The sequence below is a fragment of the Agromyces mangrovi genome (assembly GCF_030296695.1).
In the GTDB taxonomy this organism is placed as follows: domain Bacteria; phylum Actinomycetota; class Actinomycetes; order Actinomycetales; family Microbacteriaceae; genus Agromyces; species Agromyces mangrovi.
The window spans coordinates 601655-614690 of sequence record NZ_AP027737.1 but is presented as its reverse complement, the minus strand read 5'-3'; the positions used below and the strand labels follow the sequence as shown (position 1 = coordinate 614690).

14 protein-coding genes and 1 tRNA gene are annotated in these 13036 nt (G+C 72.2%); 8 read left to right on the top strand and 7 right to left on the bottom strand.

The features are described from left to right. Positions 1–14: 14 nt before the first annotated feature. Positions 15–593: a 5-formyltetrahydrofolate cyclo-ligase gene (locus tag QUE38_RS02895; protein ID WP_286310099.1), complete on the bottom strand. Its 579-nt coding sequence runs from the start codon at positions 591–593 to the stop codon at positions 15–17. Between the two features lie 73 nt (positions 594–666). On the opposite strand from QUE38_RS02895, the gene galU reads away from it, so the two are divergent. The 6 genes from galU (at position 667) to QUE38_RS02865 (ending at position 5235) form a co-directional block, all read left to right on the top strand. Beyond that, entirely contained in the window at positions 667–1566 is a 900-nt protein-coding gene (gene galU / locus QUE38_RS02890) for a UTP--glucose-1-phosphate uridylyltransferase GalU (RefSeq protein ID WP_286310098.1), read from the top strand. Positions 1567–1572: 6 nt separating this feature from the next. Continuing rightward, positions 1573–2232 carry a GNAT family N-acetyltransferase gene (locus QUE38_RS02885; RefSeq protein WP_286310097.1) on the top strand — a complete coding sequence of 220 codons (660 nt, stop codon included), beginning with the start codon at positions 1573–1575 and terminating at the stop codon, positions 2230–2232. A 126-nt stretch (positions 2233–2358) separates the two neighbouring features. Further along, a complete protein-coding gene (locus QUE38_RS02880) occupies positions 2359–2490 on the top strand; it encodes a hypothetical protein (protein ID WP_286310096.1) in 132 nt (43 codons plus the stop codon). Beyond that, positions 2487–3371 carry a hypothetical protein gene (locus QUE38_RS02875; protein WP_286310094.1) on the top strand — a complete coding sequence of 295 codons (885 nt, stop codon included), beginning with the start codon at positions 2487–2489 and terminating at the stop codon, positions 3369–3371. The genes QUE38_RS02880 and QUE38_RS02875 overlap by 4 nt, the downstream gene beginning before the upstream one ends. Positions 3372–3440: 69 nt before the next feature. Next, a tRNA-Ala gene (locus tag QUE38_RS02870) sits at positions 3441–3513 on the top strand. An 87-nt stretch (positions 3514–3600) separates the two neighbouring features. Beyond that, complete coding sequence (locus QUE38_RS02865) at positions 3601–5235, top strand: MFS transporter (protein ID WP_286310093.1); 1635 nt, start codon at positions 3601–3603, stop codon at positions 5233–5235. Positions 5236–5238: 3 nt separating this feature from the next. On the opposite strand, the gene QUE38_RS02860 is transcribed toward QUE38_RS02865, so the two are convergent. The 3 genes from QUE38_RS02860 to QUE38_RS02850 are packed head-to-tail and all read right to left on the bottom strand — an operon-like array spanning position 5239 to position 7747. Beyond that, entirely contained in the window at positions 5239–7008 is a 1770-nt protein-coding gene (locus tag QUE38_RS02860) for a GNAT family N-acetyltransferase (RefSeq protein WP_286310091.1), read from the bottom strand. Positions 7009–7047: 39 nt separating this feature from the next. Beyond that, positions 7048–7401 carry a TraR/DksA family transcriptional regulator gene (locus QUE38_RS02855; RefSeq protein ID WP_286310089.1) on the bottom strand — a complete coding sequence of 118 codons (354 nt, stop codon included), beginning with the start codon at positions 7399–7401 and terminating at the stop codon, positions 7048–7050. 13 nt (positions 7402–7414) lie between these two features. Beyond that, positions 7415–7747, bottom strand: coding sequence for a histone-like nucleoid-structuring protein Lsr2 (locus QUE38_RS02850; protein ID WP_286310088.1), 333 nt, complete (start codon positions 7745–7747; stop codon positions 7415–7417). A gap of 184 nt (positions 7748–7931) precedes the next feature. On the opposite strand from QUE38_RS02850, the gene QUE38_RS02845 reads away from it, so the two are divergent. Then, positions 7932–9815, top strand: coding sequence for a glycoside hydrolase family 15 protein (locus tag QUE38_RS02845; protein ID WP_286310086.1), 1884 nt, complete (start codon positions 7932–7934; stop codon positions 9813–9815). Between the two features lie 12 nt (positions 9816–9827). On the opposite strand, the gene QUE38_RS02840 is transcribed toward QUE38_RS02845, so the two are convergent. After that, positions 9828–11129 carry a M15 family metallopeptidase gene (locus QUE38_RS02840; protein ID WP_286310085.1) on the bottom strand — a complete coding sequence of 434 codons (1302 nt, stop codon included), beginning with the start codon at positions 11127–11129 and terminating at the stop codon, positions 9828–9830. 114 nt (positions 11130–11243) lie between these two features. Here QUE38_RS02840 and QUE38_RS02835 point away from each other — a divergent pair, with 114 nt between their 5' ends. Next, positions 11244–11438 (top strand): hypothetical protein, encoded by a 195-nt coding sequence (locus tag QUE38_RS02835; RefSeq protein WP_281885371.1) that lies wholly within the window; start codon positions 11244–11246, stop codon positions 11436–11438. 10 nt (positions 11439–11448) lie between these two features. Here the strand turns inward: QUE38_RS02835 and QUE38_RS02830 are convergent, their stop codons facing one another. After that, positions 11449–12486 carry an MFS transporter gene (locus QUE38_RS02830; RefSeq protein WP_286311628.1) on the bottom strand — a complete coding sequence of 346 codons (1038 nt, stop codon included), beginning with the start codon at positions 12484–12486 and terminating at the stop codon, positions 11449–11451. After that, on the bottom strand, positions 12375–12866 hold the full coding sequence (locus QUE38_RS02825) for an MFS transporter (protein WP_286310083.1): 492 nt from the start codon (positions 12864–12866) through the stop codon (positions 12375–12377). The genes QUE38_RS02830 and QUE38_RS02825 overlap by 112 nt, the downstream gene beginning before the upstream one ends. Between the last annotated feature and the right edge of the window lie 170 nt (positions 12867–13036).

Sequence of the window (13036 nt, the reverse complement as noted above, 5' to 3'; positions counted from 1 at the left end):
GGGGAGTCTCGCCGTCAGAAGGAGACGATGCGCGTGGGCGTCACGACGCCGTCGACCGGCTGGTCGTGTCGCTCGCGCGGCACGTCGTCGACGAACTCGGTGTCGTAGACGACGGCGTAGACCGGGGGACATTGTCCCATCGATCCCAGGGTCTTGTCGAAATAGCCCCGACCCCAGCCGAGCCGGGTGCCCGTGGCGTCGACCGCGGCGGCCGGCACGACGATGAGGTCGACGTCGTTGATCGCGATCGGACCGAGCAGCTCGCCCGTCGCCTCCGGGATGCCGTGCAGGCCCGTGACCTCCGAGCGGTCCTCGCCGACGGTCCAGTCGAGCAGGCCGTCCTCCCGGCTGATGGGGAAGAGCACGCGGATGCCGGCATCCTCCGCCCATCGCACGAACGGCCGGGTGTCGGGTTCGTCGGGCATCGAGAGGTAGCAGGCGAGCGACCGGGCGCCGTGCTGCTCGACCAGCTCGGTGAGCCGGGCGGTGAACCCGTCGGACGCCGACGACCGCTCGGTCGAGGTGAGGGTGCGGCGGCGCTCGCGCAGCTCGGCTCGCAGGGTGCGCTTCCGATGCTCGGGGTCGGCCGACATGGCCCCATCCTACGGGCGCGCCGCCGGGGCATCCGCCGCTTGTGCACGCCCCGGAACGGATACGCTGGTCGGCATGTCCCAGCGCATCACGAAGGCCGTCATCCCTGCCGCTGGCCTCGGCACCCGGTTCCTCCCCGCGACGAAGGCGATGCCGAAGGAGATGCTGCCCGTCGTGGACAAGCCCGCCATCCAGTACGTCGTGGAGGAGGCCGTGGAGGCCGGGCTCGACGACGTGCTCATGATCATCGGCCGCAACAAGAACGCGCTCGCCAACCACTTCGACCGCGTCACCGAGCTCGAGCACACCCTGCAGACCAAGGGCGACGAGTCGAAGCTCTCCCGCGTCATGGAGTCGAGCGCCCTCGCCGACGTGCACTTCGTGCGCCAGGGCGATCCGAAGGGCCTCGGCCACGCGGTGCTGCGTGCGCAGAAGCACGTCGGGCGCGAGTCGTTCGCGGTGCTCCTCGGCGACGACCTCATCGACGAGCGCGACCCGCTGCTCAGCCGCATGCTCGCCGAGCACGAGAAGCGGGATGCGACGATCATCGCGCTGCTCGAGGTCGACCCCGACTCGATCCACATGTACGGCGCCGCCGAGGTCGAGGCGACCGACGACCCCGACGTCGTGCGGGTCACCGGCCTGGTCGAGAAGCCCGCCCGCGAGGTCGCGCCGTCGAACCTCGCGATCATCGGCCGCTACGTGCTGAAGCCCGAGATCTTCGACGTGCTCGAGCACACCGAGCCGGGCAAGGGCGGCGAGATCCAGCTCACCGACGCGCTGCTCGAACTCGCCGACGACGCGGAGACCACGGGCGGCGTGTACGGCGTGGTATTCCGCGGTCGCCGCTACGACACGGGCGACAAGCTCGACTACATCAAGGCCGTCATCCAGCTCGCCGCCGACCGCGACGACCTCGGCCCCGAACTGCGCCCGTGGCTGCGCGAGTACGCCACGGGCCTCGCCGAGGGGTAGGTCCGGATGGCCGGTCCCGCGCTTCCCACGCTGCGTGACGGCGCGGTGACCCTGCGCCCCATCCGCGTGCGAGACGCGCGGGCCCTCGAGCGGGAACTGCTCGACAACCGCGCCTGGCTGCGCCGGTGGGAGGCGACGCACCCCGCCGGCTCGTCGAGCCTCGATACCCGGGGGAGCATCCGCAACCTCCTGGCGCACGCGCGCGCCGGATCTGCGATCCCGTTCCTCATCGAGGACTCGGGCGAGCTCGTCGGGCAGTTGAACGTCTCGTCGATCACCTACGGCTCGGTCTCGTCGGCGACCATCGGCTACTGGGTCGTGCAGCGCGCTGCCGGGCGCGGCATCACGCCGACCGCGGTCGCGCTGGCCACCGACCACTGCTTCTTCGAGCTCGGCCTGCACCGCATGGAGATCTGCATCCGCCCCGAGAACGCCGCCTCGCTGCGGGTCGTCGAGAAGCTCGGGTTCCGCTACGAGGGGCTGCGTCGGCGGTACATCCACATCGACGGAGACTGGCGCGACCACTTCTGCTTCGCGCTCGTCGTCGAGGAGGTGCGCGGCGGCGTGCTGCGGCGCTGGCGCGAGGGCCGGGTGCCGGCGGATGCCGCGCGGATCAGCCCGGACGACCGGGCCGCGGCCGCGTACCCGCTGCAGCCCGACCGGTAGCGCCCGGGCGCTGCGCTCGGCCAGATCGCGCGGACACGCCGGAGCGCTGTTGTCGGCCGGTTCCGCGCGGCCGTACCGTTGGCGCATGGACGTGCTCGGCGGGGGATCCTTCTGGCCGTCGCCGCCGTGCTCTGGATCGCATACCTGCTCCCGAGCTGGGTGCGGCGAGGCCAGTACCTCGCGACCGAGCGCAACACCGTGCGCCTCCAGCAGACGCTCCGCATCCTCGCCGAGACGTCGGAGACCCCGAGCCCGTGACCGTCGAGGCGAACGCGCGCGCGATCGCCGAGCAGGAGCGGCTGCTGCGCAAGCAGGAACGTGCCGCCGAGCACGAGGCCGAGGCCCGGCGCGCGCTCGCCGAGGCCGAGGAGAAGGCCGCGCGGCTGCGCGCCGCAGAGGCGCGCCGTGTCGCCGCCGCCACCGTGCGCGAGGCGAGCGGCGCGGCCCGCCGACGACTGCGCCGGCGTCGCGCCATGTGCTCGCTCGGCCTGCTGCTCTCGCTCATCACGGTCGTGGTCGGCCTCGTCGGGCTCGCGTTCGGCATGAGCGAGTTCGTCGCGCTCGCCGGTGGCGCGGGCATGGTCGCCTCGTTCGGCGGCATCGTGGCGCTGGCGCGCCGACGCGTCGCGCCCGCGGCGGCGGAACAGCCCGTGGCATCCGATGCGCCCGCACCCCAGCAGGCGACGTTCGAGCCCATCGAGTTCACGCGGGAGGCCGCCGAGGGCGGCTGGACCCCGCAGCCGCTGCCGAAGCCGCTCGTGCTCTCGCGCGGCAGCATCGCCGCGACCGCCATGGCGTCGATCGAGGCGGCGGAGCAGCTGCGGCGTGCCGCGAGCGAGGCCGCGCTCGAGCAGCGGGCCGCAGCAATGCGCCCGGACGTGACGTCGATCGCCGCGCGCGTGACCGGTGGCTACGGGTCGCGCATCGCCGGGCGCGAGCAGGCGGCACCGGCGCGCAGCGACGGGCAGCGGGCGCCGGTGCAGGCGCCGCAGCCTCGCGCCGGGGCATCCGCATCGGCGGCCGCGGAGGAGGCTTCCGCAGCGCCGAACCGCTACGCGTCGATGGGTGTCGTGGGCGACACGGGGCCCGGTCTGACCGACCTCGACGCCGTGCTGCGACGTCGCCGCGTCGCGGGCTGAACGGCCGCGCGGGCGGGGCGCCGCTCGATTCGGAGTGCGCTCGCCGTGGTGATATGGTGAATGTCGCTCGGGCCCATGGCGCAGTTGGTAGCGCGTCTCGTTCGCAATGAGAAGGTCGGGGGTTCGAATCCCCCTGGGTCCACCGAAGCGGAGCCCCTGGTACGGATACGTGCCGGGGGCTTCGTCGTTCCGCCACACGGCGAGGCCCGGCGCCGCTAGGGTCGGTGCTGTGAAGCACGGATTCGTGATCGTCGTCCTGGCCGTGGCGCAGTTCGTGATGGTGCTCGACAGCACGGTCATGAACGTGTCGATCTCGCAGGTCGCGTCCGACCTCGGCACCTCGATCACGGGCATGCAGGCGGCCATCACGTTCTACACGCTGACCATGGCCGCGTTCATGCTCACGGGCGGCAAGCTCGGCGACAAGTGGGGGCGCTCGCGCGCGTTCCGCATCGGCGCGGTGATCTACGGCGTCGGGTCGCTCGTGACGGCGCTGAGTCCGAACCTCACCGTGCTGCTCCTCGGCTGGTCGGTCGTGGAAGGGCTCGGCGCGGTGCTCGTGATCCCGGCGATCGCCTCGCTCGCAGCGATCAACTACGAGGGTCGGGCGCGCGTCGTCGCGTTCTCGATCCTCGGCGCGGTGACCGGCCTCGCCGCGGCCGCCGGCCCGCTCATCGGCGGACTCGTCACGACCTACTCCTCGTGGCGGTACGTGTTCGTCGCGGAGACGATCGTGATGATCGGCATCCTCATCGTCTCGGGGCGCATCAAGGACGTCGCCGCCGACCGGGGCCTGGGCATCGACGTGCCGAGCGTGCTGCTCTCCGCCGGCGGCATGGCCATGCTCGTGCTGGGCGTGCTCCAGTCGAAGACCTGGGGCTGGTTCGTGCCCGTGGCCCCGCCGGAGATCGGCGGCGTGGAGATCGCGCCGCTCGGCATCTCGCCGGTGACGTACCTCATCCTCGCGGGCGTCATGGTGCTCTGGTGGTTCCTCCTGCGTCAGCACAAGCTGGCCGAGAGCGGGCGGATGCCCCTGCTCAAGGTGCGCCTCTTCCGCATCGCCGCGCTGCGCAGCGGGCTCTCCGGGTTCCTGGTGCAGTACTTCGCGGTCGCGGCGCTGTTCTTCGTCATCCCGGTCTACCTGCAGACGATGCAGGGCTACGACGCCCTCGGCACGGGGCTGCGCATCCTGCCGCTGTCGCTCGGCCTTGTCGTGTTCTCCGCGGTGGGGTCCTGGCTCACCGCCCGCAGGTCGGCGCGGCGCATCGCGCAGCTCGGCCAGGTCACGATGGCCGTCGGGCTCCTCTTCATCCTCGTCGCGCTGCAACCCGAGCTGGTCGGCTGGCCGTTCGCGATCGGCATGTTCATCGCCGGCGCCGGGTTCGGCCTGCTCGCCTCGCAGCTCGGCAACGTGAACATGTCGGCGGTGGAGCAGGACGACTCGTCGGAGGTCGGCGGGCTGCAGGGCACGTTCCAGAACCTGGGGTCGTCGTTCGGCACCGCGATCGTGGGCTCCGTGTTCATCACGCTGCTCGGCTCGGGACTGGTCTCCGCCATCCAGGTGAACGCCGACGTCTCCGGCGATGTGCGCAGCCAGGTGATCGAGCGGGTCGAGGCGGGCGTGCCGATCGTCTCCGAGGCGGAGGCCGAGCAGCTCGTACTCGACGCGGGCGGCGACGAGGCCACTGCGACGGCGATCGCGAGCGACTACGCCGACTCGCAGCTCGACGCGCTCAAGCAGGCGATCTTCATCGTGTTCGCGCTGCTCGTGCTCTCGCTCTTCCTCTCGCGCAACCTCCCGGCGGAGGTGTCGGCGCGCCGAGAACCCGAGGTCGAGCCCGAGGTTGCCGCCGACGGGGGCTGAGGCTCAACGTTCCGTCGCACCTGACGTGCGCGCCATCGCCACCGCGTCGAGCGCGCCGTCGCCGCGCGCGACCGCCTCGGCGAGGAGGTCGCCGCTGCACTCGGTGAGCGGCACGGGCACGCCCGTGGCCGCCGCCGCGTCGGCGATGAGGCGGGCGTTCGCGAGCGCATCCGTGACGGCGACCTGGGCGGCGTAGTCCTCGGCGACGAGCTTCGCGGTCTTCACGCGCGAGATCGGCGACGACATCTGCCCGGCGTCGAGGATGTCGCGCAGGCGCCCGACGTCGAGGCCGTGCGCGCGGGCGAAGCGGAACGACTCCGCGAGGCCCGACATGGTCGCGAGCACGAGCACGTTGGCCGCGAGCTTCATCTCGATCCCGGCCGGCACGGCGCCGCAGTCGGTGACCTGCGCGCAGAGCGGCTCGAGCAGCGGGCGGATGCGCCGGAGGTCGTCGGCCCGGCCGGCGAGCATCGCCACGAGCTCGCCGCGTTCGGCGGGGATGCGCGAGCCCGAGACGGGCGCCTCGACGTAGCATCCGCCTGCCCGCTCGACCTCGTCGGCGAGGGTGCGCGAGAAGCTGGGGGAGAGGGTGCCGGTGTTGATGATCGTCCGACCGCGCACGAGCGCGGCGAGCCCGCCCGGGGCTCGGCGCAGCACCGCGTCGACCGCGTCGGCGTCGCGGAGCATGACGAACACGGTGTCGCAACCGGCGAAGACGTCGGCGACGGATGCCGCGCTGCGCACGTCGGTGCCCACGGGCCAGGCGTCGTCGGTCGGGGTCCGGGTCCACGTGGTGAGCGGCACACCGCTGCCCGCGAGGCGCTCCGCCATCGGCCGGCCCATGATGCCGAGGCCGATGAACCCGACGCGGGGCGCGGACGCGGGGTCGTCGGCGAACCGCTTCTCGAACCAGTGGTGCGCGTACGGCTCGTCGTTGAACGGTGCGACCTCGCGGTAGCCGGATGCCCGGTAGAGCCCGATCGCCTCCGTGAGCGAGCCGTTCGTCTCGAGTCGGATGCTCCGGGCGCCCGCGTCGGCGGCGCGGCGCTCCGCCTCTGCCAGCAGCCGGCGGCCCAGCCCGGCACCGCGGAGGTCGTCGGCGACCCACATGCGGCGGAGCTCGGCGGTCCGGTCGTCGGGGAAGGCCAGCCCGAGGCATCCGACCGGGCGGTCGCCGTGCACGGCCACGAGGAACGCGCCGCGCGGCGCGCGGAACGCGTCGTCGGCCGCGGGGCGGCTGCGCTCCGCGCGGAAACCGCCCGGGAAGCGCGCGTCGAGCGTGCGGTGGTACGCCTCGACGGCGGTCCGGGCAGCCGCCGTCGCCGGGTCGACGGCCTGGATCGACACCGCGGAGGCGGTGAACAGCCGCCGGACGGTGTCGGCCGCGTCGACCAGGGCGTCGCGCTGGCGCTCGGTGAGCGGGGCGAGGATGTCGCCCACCAGGTCGTCCGAACGACGGTCGAGCTCGTCGAGCTCGGACGTGCCGGCCGCGGTGAGGCGTGCCCGGCGCACCCGCGCGTCGTCGGGCGACGTCTCGATAGCGACGAGCCCCTCCTGCTCGAGGGCGCGCAGCTGCCTGCTGAGGTACCCCGAATCCAGTCCGAGCCGGGCGCGTAGTTCGCGCACGTCGGCGCCCGACGTGCCGATCTCCCAGAGGACGCGGTCCTGGCCGAGCGGTCGCCCTCGCGCCAGGTACTGCTCCTCGAGCACGCCGAGGCGTTCGGTGGTGGTGCGGTTGAACGCGCGGATCGGCGCGACGCGGGGGTCGGTCATCCTCTGACCTTAGTCAGAGGAATGTGCCGGTGGAAGGGGTCAGCGCTCGGCCCGCGCCGCATCCTCCACGCAGCGGGCCGCCTCGGGGCGCACGCGCAGGCGACCGACCGGAATGCGGCGCCCGCAGTCGACGCAGGTGCCCCAGGTGCCGGCCTCCAGGCGCGCGAACGCGGCGTCGATCTCCTCGAGTTCACGCCGCTCGGCCTCGCGCAGGCCCGCGAGCTGCGACCACTCGGCAGAGATCGTCACGCCCTCGGGGTCGTGCTCGTCGTCGGCTGTCGAGTCGCCGCGCGCCGAGGCGAGTTCGCGTTCGGTCGCATCATGGGCGCCGGCGGCCGCGACGAACTCCTCGCGCCGCGCCACCAGCAGCGCGCGGAACTCGTCGGAATCCACGAGGAGGGGCGGTTCAGCCCTCGGCGCCGTAGGCGTCGATCACGCTCTTGGGCAGCCGGCCGCGCGACGGCACGTCGATGCCCTTCGCGCGCGCCCACTCGCGGATCGCGGCCGTGTCGGTCGACCCGCCGCTCGAGCGCCGCTTCCGCGCGGGGCCGCCGAGGCTCGCCTTGCGGGCCGCCGTGACGTACTTCTCGAAGTCGGAGCGGAGTGCCGAGGCGTTCTTCGGTGAGAGGTCGATCTCGTAGGAGGTGCCGTCGAGTGCGAATCGCACGGTTTCCGCGTCGCCGTCGAGCACGGAACCGTCGAGATCGTCGACGAATTGTTCGATGACTCGTTTTGCCATATTCGCAGTGTATTCCCGATTCACGTATTTCGGCGGAGAATGCCACGAGAAGTGCATTATCGATAAACCCTCGGACTTCGTCGAATTCGAGGCATCCGCCTGCCGTCGCCCTTGACCTCGCGTGCGCCGGGTGCGAGCCTGCTGCCGGGGGAGCCGTGCGAGCACCCCCGGGACGGGGACCACGGTGGCGGGCGACTACCCGGACATCAGCGATCACGGCATCATCGGCGACCTTCAGACGGCTGCGCTCATCGACCGCGAGGGCACCATCGACTGGTTCTGCTGCCCCAGGTTCGACTCGCCGAGCGTCTTCGGGTCGCTTGTCGACGCCGAGCGCGGCGGCTTCTGCCGCATCCGCCCCGACACCGATGATTTCGTGACCAAGCAGCTCTACCTGCCCGACACCGCGATGCTCGTCACGCGGTTCCTCACCGAGGCGGGCGTCGGCGAGGTGATCGACTTCATGCCCGTCACGGGCGGCGAGGCGACCGACGAGCACCGACTCGTGCGCAAGGTGCGGGTCGTGCGCGGCACGATGACGTTCGTCGGCGAGATCGAGCCGCGGTTCGACTACGGGCGGGCACCCCACACGGTCGAGATCGTGAACGGGGCGGGCATCGTCTTCGCATCGGATGCCGGCAGGCTGACGCTGCACCGCATCGGCGGGCCCGTGCTGCACGACGGCCGCCGGGCCGGGCACATCGAGCCGACCGGCGACGGCGTGCGCATCACCATCACCCTGCACGCGGGGGAGACGACCGGCGTCGTGCTCTCGTCGGGCGATGTCGAGCCCCGGCAGCTCGACCAGCAGGAGCTCGAGGACCTGTACCACCAGACGCGCGAGTACTGGCGGGAGTGGACCGACACGTCGACCTACTCCGGCCGTTGGCGCGAGATCGTGTCGCGGTCGGCGATCACGCTGAAGCTCATGACCTACGCACCGACGGGCGCGCTGGTCGCCGCCCCTACCGCGGCGCTGCCCGAGCAGGTGGGCGGCGAGCGCAACTGGGACTACCGCTACACGTGGATCCGCGATGCCTCGTTCTCGGTGTACGCGCTCCTCGGCATCGGCCACATCGACGAGGCCGAGGCGTTCGTGAAGTGGCTCATGGACCGCATCCACGAGAGCGTCGGCGACGACTCCGGGCCGCTGAAGATCATGTACCGCGTCGACGGCTCCTCCGACCTCGTCGAGGAGTCCATCGACGAGCTCGACGGCTACCGGGGCTCGCGCCCGGTGCGCGTCGGCAACGGCGCGGCCGATCAGCTGCAGCTCGACATCTACGGCGAGGCGATGTCGGCGATCCACCTCGCCGACACGCACGGCCTCGAGCTGCCGCACCGCGGCTGGGACCAGGTGCGCGACATGCTCGACTGGGTCTGCGACCACTGGGGCGAGCCGGAGGAGGGCATCTGGGAGACCCGTGGCGGGAAGCAGCACTTCACCTACGGGCGGTTCATGTGCTGGGTGGCGCTCGACCGGGGCATCCGCCTCGCACAGCGTCGTGGGCGCCCCGCATCGATCGAGCGCTGGACCGCGGAGCGCGACCGCATCTACGAGGAGATCATGTCGACCGGGTGGAATCCCGAACGGGGCGCCTTCGTGCAGCACCTCGACACCGATGTGCTCGATGCCTCGCTGCTGCTGATGCCGCTGATGGGGTTCGTCGCCCCGCGCGACCCGATGTGGCTGTCGACGATGGCGGCCATGGAGGAGACGCTCGTCTCCGACAGCCTCGTCTACCGGTACGACCCGAGCGCGTCACCCGACGGCCTGCGCGGCTCCGAGGGCACGTTCACGCTCTGCTCCTTCTGGTACGTCGACGCGCTCGCGCGGTCGGGGCACACCGGCCGGGCGCGGTACACGTTCGAGAAGATGCTGACCTACGCCAACCACCTCGGCCTGTTCTCCGAGGAGATCGGCCTCACCGGCGAGCAGCTCGGCAACTTCCCGCAGGCGTTCAGTCATCTCGCGCTGATCAACGCGGCCGTGAACCTCGACTACCAGCTCGATCACGGGGCCGGCGACGTCGAGCCGGTGCTCTGGCGAGGGAGGCGCGGCGGCTGAGCGCGCCCCGGCTCAGCGGTACACCGACGTGATGCCCAGGTACTCCTCGAGGCTCAGCCCGCTCGCGTACACCTCGCTCGCGGTGCCCACTCCCAGGTAGCGCAGGTGCCACGGCTCCCAGACGTAGCCGGTGATCGCCTCCTTACCGGGCGGGTAGCGCACGATGAATCCGAAGCGGTGCGCGTTCTGCGCGACCCACTGCCCCTCGGCGGTGCGCCCGAAGGCCTCGGTGATCGTGTTCAGGTCGAAGGTGAGCCCGGTCTGGTGCTCGCTGTGCCCGGGCCGGGCTGAATGGCGGTCGGCCGCGGCGACGCCCTCGTTCGCGACGTACCGGTTGTAGATCGACGCCTGGGTCGCGTACGACCGGAACCCGCTCGAGATGTAGAGGTCGAGGCCGAATGCCGCCGCCTCGGCGCGCATGCGCTCGTAGGCGTTCACGGTCTCGGCCGTCAGGCCGTTGCCGTACCAGCTCGGCAGCCCGTAGGTCTTGTTCACCACGAGGATGCCGCGGATGTACGTCGGCTGCACCCCGTCGGACGTGTTCGCGGCCGGGGGCGGGGCGGATGCCTCGGCGGCGGCGCGCGCAGCCTCCTCCGCCGCCTCGTGCGCGGCGACCGCGTCGGCCCACGCGTCCTGGTACGCGGAGAGTGCAGGGGCGAGATCGGATGCGGCGACGCCGTCGAGCGCACCGACGGCGGCCGCGTACGCGTCGGTCGCCTCGTCGCCGGCCAGCTCCGGGGCATCCGTCGCCGTACCGTGCGCGTGCGCCGAGGCGGCCAGGTCGAGCGCTGCCCCGTCGACCGCGGCGGTGAGTTCGGCGAGCGAGGCGTCGAAGTCGCGCATCGTGCCCGCTGCGGTGTCGAGCACGCCCGCACGCACGATGAGCCGCACGGCCGCCGACGCGTGCTCGTCTCGCGTGGCGGGTGCGGCGCCGAGGTCGTCGTCCGGGTCGGATGCGGTCTCCGCCAGGTACCCGTCGATCACCTCGTCGGCGGTCGCGAGTTCGTCGCGAGCCGCCTCGAGCGCCTCGACGGTGGCGGTGTCGTCGAGCAGCTCGGGGTCGACCACCTCGAGCGCCGAGGTGGCCGCGTCGGCGGCATCGGTGGCGGTTGCCCGCGTGGCGTCGAGGTCGGCGCTCGCCTGGTCGGCGTCGGTGCGGGCGCCGGTGAGCACCACGACGGCGTCGTCGTACGACGCGAGCGCGGCGGCATCCGCTCGGGCCTCGGTGCTGTGCACGCCGGCGGCGGTCGACGTGACGACGAGCGCGGCCAGGCACACGGCACCGACGATTCGGTCGAGTGGGCGTGCCGGCATGGCGATCAACCTAGCGCGTCGGGGCGTCGCGGGCGTGCGTTGCAGGTGCGAATCGTGCGGGAATACGCTGGCGATGAGGGGCCGCCGCCCGAGCGCGCCCCGCGGGAGGGCGCCATGAGCGATCGAAGCCGCAACTACGGATCGGCCGGGCAGTGGGGATTCTTCTTCCTGTTGGCCTACATCGGGGCCGCGATCTACTTCATCGACCGCTCCGACGGCAGCTTCTGGGCGGTCATCCTCGGCCTGCTGCAGGCCATCGTCTGGCCGGTCTACGCGGTGTACTACGGGCTGATCGCGCTGGTCGGCTGAGCGCGCCCGCTCAGCTGGAGCGCGCCGTCGTCGAGAAGCCCTGCCGTCGCAGCGTGCTCGCGATGGTCGCGACCGCGGTGAGCGCGAGCAGCACGGCGAGGCCGAGCAGCAGCGCGGTGAGCGACCAGGCCTTCGGCGTGCCCGAGAGCGCCTCGATGACCGCGCCCGCGATGACCGCGCCGACGCCGCCGAGCGCGATCATCGAGGTCAGTGCGAGCGCGCTGCCCTCGCCCGCGAGCTTGGCGGGCAGGAGGTCGGCCGCGCCGATCTGCGACACCGAGAAACCCATGCCGCAGCCGAGCCCGCAGAACGCCAGCGCGATCGTGTAGACCACGAGGTTCTGGGCCAGCGCGATGCCCGTGACCGCTGCGGTCGCGAGCACGCAGGCGGCGCTCAGCACCCAGCCGGCGCCGAAGCGGTCGGTGAGGAACCCCGCGGTCGGCCCGCACGCGGCCACGCCCACCGCCGCGAGCATGAACACGAACCCCGACTCCGCCGCCGAGAGCCCGCGCACCTCCTGCAGCTGCAGGGTCGCGGCGAACACGAACACGATGAACGCGATGTTGAGCGCGGTGCCCGCGAGCAGCACGAAGACGAAGCCGCGCTCGCGGAACAGCCGCAGGTTGATGAGCGGATGCTCCCTGCGGGCCACGTGCCGGAAGAACCACACGAGCAGCACCGCCCCGATCGCCGCCGGCGCCCAGGTGAGCGGCGACGCGAGGCCGAGGTTCGTCGTGTTGTCGATGCCGACGCACGCGAGCGCCAGCCCCGCGGTCACGAGCACCACGCCGAGCCAGTCCATGCTGCGCACGCTCGTGCGGCCGTCGGCGGTCGACTCGGGCAGGCGGGCCGCCGCGATCGCCGCGATGATCGCGACCGGCACGTTGATGAGGAACACCCAGCGCCAGCCCGCGACCGACGCGAGCCCGCCGCCGATCACGGGGCCGAGTGCCGTGCCCGAGCCCGAGAGACCGAGCATGATGCCCATGATGCGGGCGCGCTGCTCAGGGCGCGCGGTCGCGGCGATGAGCGCGAACGCGTTCGGCATGATGAGCGCCGACCCGATGCCCTGCAGCACGCGGAACGCGATGAGCACGGGGCTGCGGATGCCAGTGCGCAGACGAGGCTCGTGCCGCCGAAGATGATCATGCCGATGATCAGCACCTTGCGGCGGCCGATCGTGTCTCCGAGCTTGCCCGCCGGCACGAAGCACGAGCCGAGGCTCAGCAGGTAGCCGCTCAGCATCCACTGCAGGTCGGTGACCGGCACGCCGAGGTCCTTCGCGATGGTCGGCAGCGCGAGGTTCAGCGCGAAGAAGTCGAGCTGCACCGCGAAGAGCGCGAGCCCGACCGGCACGTAGCGCATGGTCGCGCGCCACAGCCCCTCGGGCTGGTCGGTGCGCGCGTGCGGTTCGTCTGGCTTCGGCATGACTGCCGCCCCTCGTCGACGATCGCCCTCGGCGGGGCGCCGGACATGAGGATCACTCTAGTCAGGTCAGGGCGCGGCTCGCAGGGGAGCGGTCGCGAACTCGCGCACCGCTGCGTCGAACGGCTCGGCGGCGCGCCATCGGAGCTCGTCGGCGATGCGGGCCGACGAGG

Bases quoted from the DNA above. Each gene is read 5' to 3' on its own strand.
- QUE38_RS02850 (WP_286310088.1), bottom strand. From the start codon at position 7,747: ATGGCAAAACGAGTCATCGAACAATTCGTCGACGATCTCGACGGTTCC.
- QUE38_RS02885 (WP_286310097.1), top strand. From the start codon at position 1,573: ATGGCCGGTCCCGCGCTTCCCACGCTGCGTGACGGCGCGGTGACCCTG.
- galU (WP_286310098.1), top strand. From the start codon at position 667: ATGTCCCAGCGCATCACGAAGGCCGTCATCCCTGCCGCTGGCCTCGGC.
- QUE38_RS02840 (WP_286310085.1), bottom strand. From the start codon at position 11,129: ATGCCGGCACGCCCACTCGACCGAATCGTCGGTGCCGTGTGCCTGGCC.
- QUE38_RS02825 (WP_286310083.1), bottom strand. From the start codon at position 12,866: ATGCCGAAGCCAGACGAACCGCACGCGCGCACCGACCAGCCCGAGGGG.
- QUE38_RS02835 (WP_281885371.1), top strand. From the start codon at position 11,244: ATGAGCGATCGAAGCCGCAACTACGGATCGGCCGGGCAGTGGGGATTC.
- QUE38_RS02895 (WP_286310099.1), bottom strand. From the start codon at position 593: ATGTCGGCCGACCCCGAGCATCGGAAGCGCACCCTGCGAGCCGAGCTG.
- QUE38_RS02830 (WP_286311628.1), bottom strand. From the start codon at position 12,486: ATGCCGAACGCGTTCGCGCTCATCGCCGCGACCGCGCGCCCTGAGCAG.
- QUE38_RS02860 (WP_286310091.1), bottom strand. From the start codon at position 7,008: ATGACCGACCCCCGCGTCGCGCCGATCCGCGCGTTCAACCGCACCACC.